This window comes from Pantoea sp. JGM49 (assembly GCF_018257655.1).
GTDB classification, from domain to species: Bacteria; Pseudomonadota; Gammaproteobacteria; order Enterobacterales; family Enterobacteriaceae; genus Pantoea; species Pantoea communis.
In genome coordinates this window covers 153019-168417 of the sequence record NZ_JAERJM010000010.1, presented here as the reverse complement: position 1 = coordinate 168417, position 15399 = coordinate 153019, and the positions used below count along the sequence as shown (strand labels likewise).

Below are 15399 nucleotides of genomic sequence, written 5' to 3'. Positions count from 1 at the left end.
ACTCAGGGTAGACAAGCTGAAGGTCGATCATTAGAATGCGCGCAATTTGCCAAAATTCGAGCATTCAGGCGGATTTTGCATTGATTCGGGCATGTATTTTGAATTAATATGCAAATATTGTGACTGTTTATTCCCTGGAGGATGTTTTGATTAAGTCAGCGCTCTTGGTTCTGGAAGACGGAACCCAATTCCACGGTCGGGCCATCGGGGCAACGGGGTCGGCAGTGGGGGAAGTCGTTTTCAACACGTCAATGACTGGTTATCAAGAAATCCTCACTGATCCTTCCTATTCCCGCCAAATCGTTACCCTCACTTATCCCCATATCGGCAATGTTGGCGTTAACGCCGCCGATGAAGAATCCAGCCAAATCCATGCTCAAGGCCTCGTTATTCGCGACCTGCCGCTGATCACCAGCAACTTCCGTAGTGAAGAAAGCCTGTCAGCTTACTTGCAGCGCAATAACATTGTCGGCATCGCCGATATCGACACGCGCAAACTGACCCGTTTGCTGCGCGAGAAGGGCGCTCAGAGCGGCTGCATTATCGCGGGTGATAATCCGGATGCGGCACTGGCGCTGCAAAAAGCGCAGGCCTTCCCGGGCTTGAAAGGCATGGACCTGGCGAAAGAAGTGACCACGGCGGAAACTTACGCGTGGCAGCAGGGTAGCTGGACACTGGAAGGGGATTTGCCTGAGCAGAAAACGGCTGCAGAGCTGCCATTCCACGTTGTCGCCTATGACTTCGGCGCTAAGCGCAACATCCTGCGAATGCTGGTGGATCGCGGTTGCCGTTTGACCGTTGTCCCGGCAAAGACCAGCGCAGAAGAGGTGCTGGCACTCAATCCAGACGGCATTTTCCTGTCGAACGGTCCTGGTGACCCGGAGCCTTGCGATTACGCCATCAACGCCATTCAGGCCTTCCTGAAAACTGATATTCCGGTGTTTGGTATTTGCCTCGGCCATCAGCTGCTGGCGCTGGCAAGCGGTGCAAAAACCGTGAAGATGAAACTCGGTCACCACGGCGGCAACCACCCGGTCAAAGATCTCGACAACAATGTGGTGATGATTACCGCGCAGAACCACGGTTTCGCGGTTGATGACAGCCAGCTGCCAGCGAATTTGCGTGTCACGCATGTGTCGCTGTTCGACCAGACGGTGCAAGGTATTCACCGCACAGATAAACCGGCCTTCAGCTTCCAGGGACACCCTGAAGCGAGCCCAGGCCCGCACGATGCGGCGCCGCTGTTCGATCACTTTATCGAACTGATCGAAGCTTACCGTTCTAACGCGAAGTAATCAGGAGCCCACGATGCCAAAACGTACAGACATAAAATCCATCCTGATCCTTGGCGCTGGCCCGATCGTTATCGGCCAGGCATGTGAATTTGACTACTCCGGTGCACAGGCGTGTAAAGCGCTGCGTGAAGAGGGTTACCGCGTCATTCTGGTCAACTCCAACCCGGCCACCATCATGACCGACCCGGAAATGGCCGATGCGACCTATATTGAGCCGATTCACTGGGAAGTAGTACGTAAGATCATCGAAAAAGAGCGCCCGGATGCCGTTCTGCCGACCATGGGCGGCCAGACTGCACTGAACTGTGCGCTGGAGCTGGAGCGTCAGGGTGTGCTGGCTGAGTTCGGCGTCACCATGATCGGTGCGACCGCGGATGCCATCGATAAAGCTGAAGACCGCCGCCGTTTCGACGTGGCGATGAAAAGCATCGGCCTCGGCACCGCGCGTTCCGGTATCGCGCATACCATGGAAGAAGCACTGGCCGTGGCCGAAGATGTAGGCTTCCCGTGCATCATTCGTCCTTCCTTTACCATGGGCGGCACCGGTGGCGGTATCGCTTACAATCGCGAAGAGTTCGAAGAGATTTGCGAGCGTGGCCTGGATCTTTCCCCTACCAATGAGCTGCTGATTGATGAGTCGCTGATTGGCTGGAAAGAGTACGAGATGGAAGTGGTGCGTGATAAAAACGACAACTGCATCATCGTCTGCTCAATCGAGAACTTCGATGCGATGGGTATCCACACTGGTGACTCGATCACCGTGGCACCGGCGCAAACCCTGACGGATAAAGAATACCAAATCATGCGTAATGCCTCGCTGGCGGTACTGCGTGAAATCGGCGTGGAAACCGGCGGTTCTAACGTGCAGTTCTCGGTTAACCCAAAAGACGGCCGTCTTGTGGTTATCGAAATGAACCCGCGCGTGTCGCGCTCCTCGGCGCTGGCTTCCAAAGCGACCGGTTTCCCGATTGCAAAAGTCGCCGCGAAACTGGCGGTGGGCTTCACTCTCGATGAGCTAATGAATGACATCACCGGCGGTCGTACGCCGGCGTCGTTTGAGCCTTCAATCGACTACGTTGTGACCAAGATTCCTCGCTTCAACTTCGAGAAGTTCGCTGGTGCCAATGACCGCCTGACCACGCAGATGAAATCTGTGGGTGAAGTGATGGCGATTGGCCGCACCTTCCAGGAATCAATGCAGAAAGCGCTGCGCGGTCTGGAAGTGGGGGCAAACGGCTTCGACCCGAAAGTGGATCTGGATGATGCCGAAGCCCTGACCCGCATCCGCCGTGAGCTGAAAGATGCCGGTTCTGACCGTATCTGGTACATCGCGGATGCGTTCCGTGCCGGTATGTCGGTGGATGGCGTGTTCAACCTGACTAACATTGACCGCTGGTTCCTGGTGCAAATCGAAGAGCTGGTACGTCTGGAAGAGCAGGTTGCGCGTGAAGGTGTCAACTCACTGAATGCTGATTTCCTGCGTGCACTGAAGCGCAAAGGCTTTGCTGACGTGCGTCTGGCAAACCTGGCGGGCGTGGCAGAGAGTGAAATTCGCAAACTGCGTCAGCAGTTCAACCTGCACCCAGTCTACAAACGCGTAGACACCTGTGCGGCAGAATTCTCCACCGATACCGCTTATATGTACTCCACTTATGAAGAAGAGTGCGAGGCCAATCCAAACCAGGATCGTGACAAAATCATGATTTTGGGCGGCGGTCCAAACCGTATCGGTCAGGGTATCGAGTTCGATTACTGCTGCGTACATGCGGCACTGGCGCTGCGCGACGACGGTTACGAAACCATTATGGTGAACTGTAACCCGGAAACCGTATCGACTGACTACGACACCTCCGATCGTTTGTACTTCGAACCGGTGACGCTGGAAGACGTGCTGGAAATCGTGCGCATCGAGAAGCCTAAAGGCGTCATCGTGCAGTACGGCGGCCAGACCCCGCTGAAGCTGGCTCGTGCGCTGGAAGCAGCAGGTGTGCCCGTGATAGGCACTAGCCCAGATGCGATTGACCGTGCTGAAGACCGTGAACGTTTCCAGCAGGCGGTTGATCGCCTGAGCCTGAAGCAACCGGCTAACGCCACCGTGGCTACGCTAGAGCAAGCTGTTGAGAAAGCGGCAGGTATCGGTTATCCGTTGGTGGTACGTCCTTCCTATGTGCTGGGCGGTCGTGCGATGGAAATCGTTTATGATGAAATCGACCTGAAGCGTTACTTCCAGACCGCGGTTTCGGTTTCCAATGATGCACCGGTTCTGCTGGACCGCTTCCTGGATGATGCAGTGGAAGTCGACGTGGATGCGATTTGCGACGGTGAACGTGTGCTGATTGGCGGCATCATGGAGCACATCGAACAAGCCGGCGTTCACTCAGGTGACTCCGCTTGTTCACTGCCGGCTTATACGCTGAGCACTGAAATCCAGAACGTGATGCGTCAACAGGTCGAGAAACTGGCTTTCGAGCTGAACGTACGCGGTTTGATGAACGTGCAGTTTGCAGTGAAGGACAACGAGGTTTACCTGATTGAGGTGAACCCACGTGCGGCGCGTACCGTGCCATTCGTGTCTAAAGCGACCGGCGTACCTTTAGCGAAAGTGGCTGCGCGCGTGATGGCAGGCAAAACCCTGGCTGAGCAGGGCGTCACGAAAGAAATCATTCCACCGTATTATTCGGTGAAAGAAGTGGTGCTACCTTTCAACAAGTTCCCGGGTGTTGACCCGATTCTTGGTCCAGAGATGCGTTCTACCGGCGAAGTGATGGGTGTCGGTCGTACCTTTGCGGAAGCGTTCGCCAAAGCGATGCTGGGTGCGCAGAGCAACATGAAGAAAACCGGTCGTGCGTTACTGTCTGTGCGCGAAGGCGATAAGAAACGTATCGTTGACCTGGCGGCGAAGCTGCAGAAGTTTGGCTTCGAGTTGGACGCCACACACGGCACCGCTGTGGTGCTGGGTGAGGCCGGTATCAACCCACGTCTGGTTAACAAGGTGCATGAAGGTCGTCCACACATTCAGGACCGTCTGAAGAATGGCGAATACACCTACATCGTCAATACCACCGCAGGTCGTCAGGCGATTGAAGATTCCAAACTGATTCGCCGCAGTGCACTGCAATATAAAGTGCATTATGACACCACGCTGAATGGTGGATTTGCTACCGCGATGGCGTTGAATGCAGATCCGACAGAGAAAGTGATTTCAGTGCAGGAAATGCATGCGCAAATCAAAGGTTAATCAATAAGTTGACCGACTGAAAACGGCTCCTTTGGGAGCCGTTTTTTTTCGCCTGTTTATCATTGGTTGAATAAGGTTATGTGTGAAAAATATATTGATTTGACATAGTTTTTATCAGTTGATGCGATAACGGTTACACCTCGGATTATCCGCACAAAATTATAAATACGATCCCGGTAAGCGCACCGTACTATCTTGAGCGCTCATCAATAGAGCGCTCACCTTAACTGGGATATAAAAAATGAAAATGCGTGCTTTCACCCTCAGCGCAGTGGCTGCGTTATTAGTTGCTGCGCCTCTCGCCAGCCAGGCGGAAATTACCCTGCTGAAGCAGGATCCGCAGGCAGGCGATCCACTTAGTCGTCTTGATTTCAAAGTCGGCGGCAGTATTCGTCCTCAGTTCCAGCATCAGGCTGGCGTCAGTGACCAATCGTACAAGCGTAACGGCTACGATGGTGGTTCACGTTTCCGTTTCTCCGCGGATTACTACCTGTTTGATGACATCAGCTGGGTCAGCTACTACGAGCTGGGCGTGAACTTCCCGGCCTGGTGGGGTTGGGATAACCACTATGCCGATGGCCAGAACAACACCACGCGTCGTCAGCTGTACACGGGTCTGAAGAGCAAAACCTGGGGTCAGTTGACCTTTGGTCAGCAGAACAGCGTTTACTATGATGTGGTCGGCGCGAAGACCGATATCTGGGACTACGACATGCTGGCTCAGGCACCGGGCAACGGTATCAACGGTGACTACGACGGTTCATACCGTTCACGTAAGATGCTGAAGTACAAAAACACCTTCGGCGACGTTGATGTTTACGCTTCATACCTGTTTGAAGATAACAACTACCTGCCAGGCAACGGCCTGCGTTACAAGCGTAAAGGCGGCGGCTCACTGGGTGTGAACTATCACATCACCAAAGATCTGGCATGGGGCACGGCATGGAACTACACCCGTGCAGATATCCATAACCCAGGCACCGGTGAAAGCAAAGTCTATGACCAGAACATCTACGGTACCGCGCTGAGTTGGACCCCGGATAACTGGACGCTGTCTGCAGGTGCAGGCTGGTATCAGAACTTCTCACCAACCAAGAAGAATACGGTTAACAATTACTTCGCGGATGATGCGTGGGGCGTGGAATACTTCGCCGGTTACAAATTCCCAATTGGCCAGTACGCGGTCAAATCTATCCAGCCTTACTTCATGGGCGACCGTCTGGAGTTCGTCAATGGACGTAACTACAAACGTATCGACAATGGCGTTGGTATCAGCACTAAACTGGATTACGGCTTCCAGGTGGACTACGAATACGTGATCACCTCAAGCACCGACAAATCACTGGGTAACATGAACCTGGTGCGTCTGCGCTACGATTTCTAATCGAAGTATCAACGGCTCCTGCGGGAGCCGTTTTTCTTTGTCGCAGACAGTGCGGTTTTCTTTACACTCCATCACGTTAAAGCCTCATTTCACCCTGAGTTATAGCGTCCTGCCGGACTAATATGGCGTCTATTCCCAAGTATGGTGGGAAAGTCGGTGTAAAACTCTGTCCAATAACAAAAATGCGGTCGCATAGGAGCTTTACGCAAATAGCGGGGGCGGCCTATCGACGAAACTTTCGCCTTTACGTATCATTGCGCCAATTTTTTTCCTGTAGGTCTTTTAACATGATTAGTCTGATCGCAGCACTGGCAGCCGATCGCATTATTGGTATGGAAAATGCCATGCCATGGAACCTGCCCGCTGATTTGGCGTGGTTTAAACGTAATACGCTGAATAAGCCGGTGATTATGGGGCGTCTGACCTTTGAATCAATCGGCCGCCCGCTACCGGGACGTTTGAATATTGTGGTGAGCAGCCAGCCGGGCACCCATGAAGGCGTGACCTGGGTGACTTCGCTGGACGAAGCAGTGAAAGCGGCGGGAGACGTGGAAGAGGTCATGGTGATCGGTGGCGGTCGCATTTACGAACAGATGCTGGCGCGCGCCGATCGTTTGTATCTCACACACATTGATGCCGAAGTCGAAGGTGACACCCAATTCCCGGATTACGAGCCGGATGAGTGGCAATCGACCTTTAGCGAGTTTCATGACGCCGATGCACAAAACTCGCACAGCTACTGCTTTGAGATTTTAGATCGCCGTTGATGTTTATCCCGGCACCCATCAATGTGCCCCTGAGAAAATCGTCTCATTTCGTCGTGGTGTTGCCCTACAGGGCGACCGGGAAATCTCAGAACCACCCTTTATAGCGAACAAAAAAAAGCCCCGCTCACGTTGCGGGGCTTTTTGTTTATGACATGTCGCTCAATGGCGGATGTACGCTGGTGGCACTCTCTGCCATCGCCTTCTCACGGTTAGAGGCCTGCACATAATAGCGTTGCGATTCCCAATGCAGCAGCGTCAGCGTGCCGCCCCAGCAGCAACCGGTATCCAGGCCGATAATGTGCTCAGGCGTCCCTTTGCCTTCCAGTGAAGCCCAGTGACCAAACACCTGCGTGTAGTCACTGCTGATCTTGCCGGGAACAAGGAACCAGGGTTTCAGCGGCGGTGGAGCAGAGTTGGGGGCTTCTTTGCAGATCATATCCAACTGACCGTTGGGGAAGCAGAAGCGCATACGCGTCAGGGCATTGGTACTGAAGCGCAGACGCGCCAAGCCGCTCAATTCCGGCGTCCAGTTGTTCGGCATGTCGCCGTACATCGCATCCAGGAACAGCGGGTAGGTGTCGCTGGCCAGCACGGCTTCAACTTCACGCGCACAGAGTTTTGCCGTGTCGAGATCCCACTGCGGTGTGATACCCGCATGAGCCATCAACAACTTTTTCTCTTCATCCACTTGTAGCAGCGGCTGGCGACGTAACCAGTTGATCAGCTCATCCGCGTCCTGCGCCTCTAACAATGGCGTCAGACGATCTTTAGGTTTGTTACGGCTGATGCCCGCATAAACCGCCAGCAGATGCAGATCGTGATTGCCGAGCACCAGTCGTACGCAATCTCCCAGCGATTTCACATAGCGCAGCACATCCAGCGAACCCGGGCCACGCGCCACTAAGTCGCCGGTTAGCCAAAGCTCGTCTTGCTGCGGATCGAAATCAACCTGCGCCAGCAGCGCACGTAGCTCGTCATAACAGCCGTGAATATCGCCAATCAGGTATGTACTCATTACGTCAGTCCGATCAAAACGCGCCGCCCGGACTGGCCGGGCGGAGGGGGATTAATGTATGTGGGTTTGCACGGCGAGTCGGAACACCGGAATGTCGACGTGAAATTCTTCACCTTCATCGTCGATCATCACATAGTGACCTTGCATGGTGCCCATAGGGGTTTCCAGAATCGCACCGCTGGTGTACTGATACTCACCGCCAGCGGCAATGTGCGGTTGCTCGCCAACCACACCTTCCCCCTGAACTTCAGTCTCACGACCGTTGCCATTGGTGATAAGCCAGTAGCGACTATGCAGTTGAACGCTATTTCGTCCCAGATTACGTATGGTGATGGTGTAGGCAAACACGTAACGATCCTCGTCGGGCAAGGATTGTGATTCCACATATTGACTCAATACATGAATACAGACGCGGGCCAGTTCACTCATACACTTATTTCTCCGGGGTTTCAGCCTGATGATTGCCCAGCCAGTTCGCCAATTGGCAATACTGTGCCACGGTGACATTCTCAGCACGCAGCGAGGCATCAATGTTCAGTTCATCCAACGCACCCGCAGTAAACATATGTGCAAGGCTGTTACGCAGGGTTTTACGGCGTTGACCAAAGGCTTCAGTGGTGATGCGGCTCAGCAGGCGAATATCGCTCACCGGATAAGGTGGTTCTGGGTAAGGCATCAAACGCACCACGGCGGAATCAACTTTTGGCGCAGGCGTGAAGGATTCGGGTGGAACTTCCAGCACCGGAATCACCTGGCAATAGTACTGCGCCATCACGCTCAGGCGGCCATACGCTTTACTGCCTGGTCCGGCAACCAAACGGTTTACCACTTCTTTCTGCAGCATGAAGTGCATGTCTTTAATCGAACCAGTATAGCTGAAAAGGTGGAACATCAGCGGGGTCGAAATATTGTACGGCAGGTTGCCAAAGACGCGCAGTGGCTGACCTTTCTCTTGCGCCAGCGCCGAGAAATCGAAAGTCATGGCATCTTGCTGATAAATGGTCAGCTTCGGTCCGAGGAACGGATGGGTCTGCAAACGTGCAGCCAGATCGCGGTCCAGCTCTACAACGGTCAGTTCATCGAGGCGTTCGCCCACCGGTTCAGTTAAGGCACCCAGGCCGGGACCAATCTCCACAATCGCTTCTCCCTTCTGCGGGTGAATAGCGGAGACAATGCTGTCGATAATGTACTGATCGTTCAGGAAGTTCTGCCCGAAACGTTTACGGGCAAAATGCCCCTGATGGACGCGATTATTCATTACTGCTCTTGATCATAGTGATGGCGAGATTAAGCGCCGTGATAAAGCTGCCCGGTTCCGCCTTGCCCTGGCCGGCTAATTCCAGCGCGGTACCATGGTCGACAGAAGTCCGGATAAAGGGCAGGCCAAGGGTGATATTCACCGCGCGACCAAACCCCTGAAATTTTAGCACCGGTAAGCCCTGATCGTGATACATCGCCAGGACCGCATCGGCATGCTGTAGGTACTTCGGCTGGAACAGCGTATCAGCCGGTAATGGGCCGGTAAGCTGTATACCTTGCTGACGCAGTTCGTCGAGCGCCGGAATGATAGTATCAATTTCTTCACGGCCCATATGGCCGCTTTCGCCCGCGTGCGGATTCAGGCCGCAGACAAAGATATGCGGATGGGGTAAACCGAACTTCTGCTGTAAATCCTGATGCAGAATCGTAATCACCTCATGCAGGCTGTCGCGAGTAATCGCATCAGCGACATCTTTTAACGGCAAATGCGTAGTGGCGAGCGCGACGCGTAACTCTTCGGTGGCCAGCATCATCACCACGCGATCGCCACCGGCACGCTCGGCGAAGAATTCGGTATGACCGGTAAACGGAATGCCGGCGTCATTGATGACGCCTTTGTGCACGGGTCCGGTAATCAACGCAGCAAATTCACCGTTTAGGCAACCGTCGCAGGCACGCGCCAGCGTTTCCAATACGTAATGCCCATTCGCTACGGTTAATTCACCAGGCGTGACCGGCTGCGCGGTATCAACCTGCAGCAGCGTTAACGTACCGGCCTGCTGTACTTGTGCCGCAACACCCGGTTGGTAATCGCGCAGCGTAAGCGGTAAGCCCAGTTGCTGGGCTCGCTGACGCAGCACATGGCCATCGGCACAGACCACCAGTTCAACTGGCCAGTCGAGCTGAGCCAGTTGAACGGTGAGATCAGGACCAATCCCGGCGGGTTCGCCGGGGGTGATCACGACACGATAATTACTGACCATTGTTGTCCAGAATCTTCACGTAAGCACTGGCGCGTTGTTCCTGCATCCAGGTTTGTGCTTCTTCGGCAAATTTACGGTTAAACAGCAGACGATAAGCACGCTCTTTCTGCGCCGCATCGGTTTTATCAACCTGACGGGTATCCAGTAACTGAATCAGATGCCAGCCGAAGGAGGAGTGTACCGGCTCACTGACCTGGCCTTTTTGCAGCTTCAGCAGCGCATCACGGAAGGCAGGATCGTAGATTTCAGGCGTTGCCCAGCCGAGATCACCACCCTGGTTAGCAGAACCCGGATCGTCAGAGAACTGTTTTGCCGCCGCAGCAAAGGTGGTTTTGCCACTCTTGATGTCAGCTGCGATCTGCTCGATCTTCGCTTGTGCCTGCGCATCAGTGAGGATCGGAGAAGGCTTCAGCAGAATATGGCGTGCATGCACTTCGGTGACAGAGATGTTTTTACTCTCACCGCGCAGATCGTTCACTTTAAGAATATGGAAGCCAACACCAGAACGTATTGGGCCGACGATGTCGCCCTTCTTCGCGGTGCTTAACGCTTGCGAGAACAGGGTCGGCAACTCTTCAATTTTCGCCCAACCCATGTTGCCGCCTTTCAGCGCCTGCGGATCGGCAGAGTAGGTCACTGCCATTTTGCCGAAATCGGCACCGCTTTTCAGTTGACCGACCAATTGACGCGCCAGCGCTTCCTGATCGTCAACCTGCTGCTGCGTAGGGTTTTCTGACAGTGGCAGCAAGATCTGGCTCACGTTCAGTTCAGTGCCCTGAGTATTCTGTGAACCAATCTGCGTTGCCAGCGTATCGACTTCCTGCGGCAGGATCGTCACACGGCGGCGCACTTCGTTATTACGCACTTCAGAGATCAGCATTTCCTGACGGATCTGCGCACGATAGGCGTTGTAGTTCATTCCGTCATAGGCCAGGCGGCTGCGCAACTGATCCATGCTCATCTTATTTTGTGCGGCAATATTCTGGATTGCCTGATCCAACTGCTGATCGCTGACCTGCAGGCCGGCTTTCTCGCCCATCTGAAGAATGATGGCATCCATGACCTGACGCTCAAGGATCTGATGACGCAAGGTTTTGTCATCAGGCAACTGTTGATGAGCTTGCTGCGCCTGTGATTTCACAGTGCGCATCATGTTATCAACGTCACTTTCCAGTACCACGCCGTTATTCACGACGGCAGCAACTTTATCAAGCTCTTGTGGGGCTGCGAACGCAGTGTTAGCGGTGATCGCTACACCAAGAATCAGCATTCTCCAGTTCTTCATACTTTATCCATTGTTGTTTCCGCACTGCGGGATAGCCTGTCAAACATCACAACATCAGAAAGCGCGCTGGTAAGGGATGATGCCCTGACGCAGCATTTCATTGGTGCCTAAGCCATAGTTAGAACTCAGACCACGTAGCTCAATGTTGAATGAGATTTGGTTGTCGTACTTACTGTCGTTGTTTTCCCAACCGTTGATCTTGCGCTCGTAACCCAGACGAATGGCGTAGCAGCACGAGCTGTACTGCAGGCCAACTAACTGCTCAGCAGGGCGACTGTTGCGGGTATCGTAGTAATATCCGCCCACCAGTGACCAGGCATCGGCAATTGGCCAACTCGCGGTTGCGCCAACTTGTGAAATCCCGTTTTTGTAGATCGGGTTCGTCAGCAAGCTGGAGTTGTTCAACGCCTGCGCCACGTATTCCGGGCTGCTGTAGCGATAGCTCAACTGCACCATACGATCGGCATCCTGACGGTATTCCAGGATGGCGTTGCCTTGTGCAACGTTATCGAGACGGGTGTCATACTGCAGACCGCCACGCGCGCCCCAGCGATCGCTGATTTTCCAGTAGGTATCCCCGGCCCACACCAGGCTGCCGGTATCATCCTCATCACTCGTCTGGTTTACGCCGGTACGAGACGGGGTAAACGAGTAGATTTGACCCACAGAAACGTTAAAACGTTCAACCAGATCGTTATCATAAATTCGTGTGGTCACACCGGTTGAGACTTCGTTAGCCGACGCGATACGATCCAGGCCGCTATAGGTACGATCGCGGAACAGACCGGTATAGTCGGTTTGCAGCAGGGTAGAGTCGTACGGATAGATGCTGCTCTGGTTGCGATACGGGATATAGAGGTACTGCACACGCGGTTCCAGCGTTTGCGTGTAGCCAGGTTCCCAATCCATATCACGGTCAAACACCAAGCGACCATCCACTTTGAACTGCGGCAGAGTGCGGTTGACGGAGCTATCTAATTGATTACCGTTGCTGGAAATATTAGAGATTTCGTTATTGTTATAACGATCAATATTGTCCTGCTGGTAGTGCGTAGCGAGGAACTTTGCTTCGGTATCCAGGCTGGCCCAGCCATTTGACAGCGGTAAATTTAACGTCGGTTCAATGTGAAGACGCGTTGCTTCAGGCATTTTGCTATTCACGTTGGTGAATTTCACTGCCTGAGCGTAGATGTGGCCATCAAATGGTCCAATATCGTTCTGATAGGCGTTCAGGTCGAGCTGTGGCATGGCACGATAGACGTTGGTCGAATCTGTGTTACCAAATACCTGGAAATCTTTGGTCGACAGCGTGGCGTCCCAGTTGGTGTCCGCGTAGCCAAAGCTGAATTTCTGCGTCGCATAACCGTCAGTAGAGTTGTAATACTTCGAGTCGAGATCGTTGAAGTAATACGGGTCACTTACCTTGGTGTAATTGGCATTGAAGCGCCAGTGCTGCTCATAGACACCAGCATGCTGCCAGTAGAACAGCCAGCGATCTGAGTTATCATTTTCGGCGATGCCACGCACCGCTTTGTCGTTGTCGTACTGCTTATCGGACGGCAGATAATCCAGTTCCATCAAACCGGCACCAAACACGGTCAGATAGCGGAATTCGTTCTGCAATTGCAGACCACGTTTGCTCATGTAATGCGGCGTAATGGTGGCATCGGCCTGTGGCGCGATGTTCCAGTAATACGGCAGCATAAATTCGAAGCCGTTGTTACTACCGTACTTCGCATTCGGGATCAGGAAACCGGAGCGACGGCGATCGCCAATCGGTAACTGCAAATATGGGCTGTAAAACACCGGCACATTGCCGAGTTTAAAGCGGGCGTTCCAAATCTCCGCCACTTCTTCCTGACGGTCCTGGATCACTTCAGAACCGACCACGCTCCAGCTATTAGAGCCGGGCAGGCAAGAGGTAAAGCTGCCGTTTTCCAGAATGGTATAACGGTTGTCGCCACGCAGTTTCATCTGATCGGCAACGCCACGGCCCTGACGGCCCACCATCTGGTAATCACCGTTCCACACGTTGGTGTCTTTGGTGTTCAGATTGGACCACGCTTTCGGACCTTTCAGGATGACCTGGTTGTCGTCATAGTGCACATTACCCAGCGCATCCACGGTACGCACTGGCGTGGTCTGTCCATCCTGCTGACGCTGATGCAGTTGCATCTCATCGGCACGTAAGCGGCTGTTGCCCTGCTGCACATCAACATTGCCCGTGAATACCGCGTCATTCGGGTAGTTACCCTTGGCCGAGTCAGAGTTGATGGTGACAGGCAGGGAATTGGTGTCGCCGCTGACCAGCGGACGGTTATAGCTCGGCACGCCCAGCATACATTGCGACATAAGATCGTCGGCGAATGACTGCTGACTGTAGAGCGCTGCACCAATCATGGTTGCCAGCAGGGTAGGTATCTGTTTTTTCATACGCGGTTCGGGATTTCCATGAGAACGGGCATCATGCCGACAATCGGCTCAGAGACTAACTTACTGCCCGGCGTTGTGCCAGTGTTAATCCTTGTCTGATCGCGTTGCTGTTAGGCACTGAAGTAAATGAAAGGTATGATAATGCAATTTTCAGCCGCAAGCATGGCGAATTGAGGAGTTTATGCGCTACTGGGGAAAAGTTATTGGTCTGGCTCTCGGCTTACTTTCCGGAGCAGGCTTCTGGGGCATTGTACTGGGTCTGATCATTGGTCATATGTTTGACAAAGTGCGCAGCGTAAAAGGACAGGGCTATTTCGCCAATAATCAGGCGCGACAGACGCTGTTTTTCAGTACCACTTTTCAGGTGATGGGTCATTTGACCAAGTCAAAAGGGCGCGTCACCGAGGCAGATATCCAGATTGCTTCCTTATTTATGGATCGTATGCAACTGCATGGCGATGCCCGCATGGCTGCGCAGCGTGCTTTCCGCGAAGGCAAGCAAAGTGACTATCCGCTGCGGAGTAAATTGCGTGAACTGCGCAGCGCCTGTTTTGGTCGTTTTGATCTGATTCGGATGTTTCTGGAAATTCAGATTCAGGCGGCATTTGCTGACGGTTCGCTGCATCCCAATGAACGCCAGGTGCTGTATGTAATCGCGGAAGAGCTGGGCATTTCGCGGGCACAGTTCGATCAGTTCCTTCGCATGATGGAAGGTGGGCAACAATTTGGTGGCGGTGGCTCCTCTTATGGTGGTGCTTATCAACAGGCGAAACGCGGACCGACGCTGGATGATGCCTGTAGTGTGCTGGGGGTAAAAAGCAGCGATGACAGCACCACCATTAAACGCGCTTACCGTAAGCTGATGAGTGAGCATCATCCGGACAAACTGGTGGCGAAAGGGTTACCGCCAGAAATGATGGAGATGGCGAAGCAGAAAGCGCAGGAGATTCAGGCGGCTTACGATTTGATTCGTAAGGAGAAAGGTTTTAAATAGCCTGGAACGTTAAGATTGAATTTGAAAGGGCCGTCATGACTGACGGCCCTTTTTTATGACCTGCAGATTAAAAATCTGCTGGCTGCTTAAACGTCATGCTGTTGCCAAACGCCGGATGGGTAATGGTTAATGACTCCGCGTGCAGTTGCAGACGCGGCGCCATGCTCAGTGCTTCTTCATGGGCATAAAAGCGGTCGCCCAAAATCGGGTGACCCAGCGCCAGTAGATGCACGCGCAGCTGGTGCGAGCGGCCGGTAATCGGCTTGAGCCGCACGCGGGCGCTGTTGCTCGCTTCGTATTCCAGCACCTGATATTCGGTCTGAGCGGCTTTACCGTTCTCGAAGCATACCATTTGCTTAGGGCGATTAGGCCAGTCGCAAATCAGCGGCAGATCGATCAATCCCTCTTCCGCCGCAGGATGGCCCCACACGCGTGCCACATAATACTTTGACGGCTCACGCTCGCGGAACTGCCGCTTGAGCTCTCTTTCCGCAGCCTTATTCAGCGCCACCACGATCACGCCGCTGGTGGCCATATCCAGGCGATGCACCGATTCCGCCTGAGGGAAATCACGTTGAATGCGCGTCATCACGCTATCTTTGTGCTCCTCCAGGCGACCAGGCACCGACAACAAGCCGCTTGGCTTGTTGACCACCATAATGTGCTCGTCCTGATACAGAATATGTAGCCAGGGGTCGAGCGGCGGATTGTAGGCTTCCATCAACATGTCGTAGTGGCCTTCAGC

Annotated in this window: 12 protein-coding genes; 5 read left to right on the top strand and 7 right to left on the bottom strand. The window is 53.6% G+C overall.

The genetic code is table 11. From position 1 onward, the window contains the following. Positions 1-146 precede the first annotated feature (146 nt). The 4 genes from carA (at position 147) to folA (ending at position 6684) form a co-directional block, all read left to right on the top strand. Positions 147-1295 carry a glutamine-hydrolyzing carbamoyl-phosphate synthase small subunit gene (carA, locus tag JK231_RS17765; RefSeq protein WP_058959360.1) on the top strand — a complete coding sequence of 383 codons (1149 nt, stop codon included), beginning with the start codon at positions 147-149 and terminating at the stop codon, positions 1293-1295. A gap of 13 nt (positions 1296-1308) precedes the next feature. Then, the gene (gene carB, locus JK231_RS17760; protein WP_034826091.1) at positions 1309-4533 is read left to right on the top strand and encodes a carbamoyl-phosphate synthase large subunit; all 3225 of its coding nucleotides are present in this window, start codon (positions 1309-1311) and stop codon (positions 4531-4533) included. 241 nt (positions 4534-4774) lie between these two features. Continuing rightward, positions 4775-5917: a porin gene (locus tag JK231_RS17755; RefSeq protein ID WP_211729150.1), complete on the top strand. Its 1143-nt coding sequence runs from the start codon at positions 4775-4777 to the stop codon at positions 5915-5917. Positions 5918-6204: 287 nt separating this feature from the next. Further along, positions 6205-6684, top strand: coding sequence for a type 3 dihydrofolate reductase (gene folA / locus JK231_RS17750; RefSeq protein WP_034826087.1), 480 nt, complete (start codon positions 6205-6207; stop codon positions 6682-6684). Between the two features lie 145 nt (positions 6685-6829). Here folA and apaH read toward each other — a convergent pair whose 3' ends face one another. From apaH to lptD, 6 genes are read right to left on the bottom strand one after another with little or no spacing between them, the layout of a single operon-like run. Then, on the bottom strand, positions 6830-7699 hold the full coding sequence (apaH, locus tag JK231_RS17745; protein ID WP_160833561.1) for a bis(5'-nucleosyl)-tetraphosphatase (symmetrical) ApaH: 870 nt from the start codon (positions 7697-7699) through the stop codon (positions 6830-6832). Between the two features lie 51 nt (positions 7700-7750). After that, positions 7751-8128, bottom strand: coding sequence for a Co2+/Mg2+ efflux protein ApaG (gene apaG, locus JK231_RS17740; protein WP_034826077.1), 378 nt, complete (start codon positions 8126-8128; stop codon positions 7751-7753). Positions 8129-8132: 4 nt separating this feature from the next. Then, positions 8133-8957, bottom strand: a complete 825-nt coding sequence (rsmA, locus tag JK231_RS17735) for a 16S rRNA (adenine(1518)-N(6)/adenine(1519)-N(6))-dimethyltransferase RsmA (protein WP_034826076.1) — start codon at positions 8955-8957, stop codon at positions 8133-8135. Then, entirely contained in the window at positions 8950-9942 is a 993-nt protein-coding gene (gene pdxA, locus JK231_RS17730; RefSeq protein ID WP_097118320.1) for a 4-hydroxythreonine-4-phosphate dehydrogenase PdxA, read from the bottom strand. Before pdxA ends, rsmA begins: the two co-directional genes overlap by 8 nt. Next, positions 9932-11227, bottom strand: a complete 1296-nt coding sequence (surA, locus tag JK231_RS17725) for a peptidylprolyl isomerase SurA (RefSeq protein WP_097118321.1) — start codon at positions 11225-11227, stop codon at positions 9932-9934. The genes pdxA and surA overlap by 11 nt, the downstream gene beginning before the upstream one ends. Positions 11228-11281: 54 nt before the next feature. Next, positions 11282-13660 (bottom strand): LPS assembly protein LptD, encoded by a 2379-nt coding sequence (gene lptD / locus JK231_RS17720; protein WP_211729149.1) that lies wholly within the window; start codon positions 13658-13660, stop codon positions 11282-11284. Positions 13661-13841: 181 nt separating this feature from the next. Here lptD and djlA point away from each other — a divergent pair, with 181 nt between their 5' ends. Continuing rightward, a complete protein-coding gene (djlA, locus tag JK231_RS17715; RefSeq protein WP_211729148.1) occupies positions 13842-14654 on the top strand; it encodes a co-chaperone DjlA in 813 nt (270 codons plus the stop codon). A 67-nt stretch (positions 14655-14721) separates the two neighbouring features. Here the strand turns inward: djlA and rluA are convergent, their stop codons facing one another. After that, positions 14722-15381, bottom strand: coding sequence for a bifunctional tRNA pseudouridine(32) synthase/23S rRNA pseudouridine(746) synthase RluA (gene rluA, locus JK231_RS17710; RefSeq protein ID WP_097118323.1), 660 nt, complete (start codon positions 15379-15381; stop codon positions 14722-14724). Positions 15382-15399: the final 18 nt, after the last annotated feature.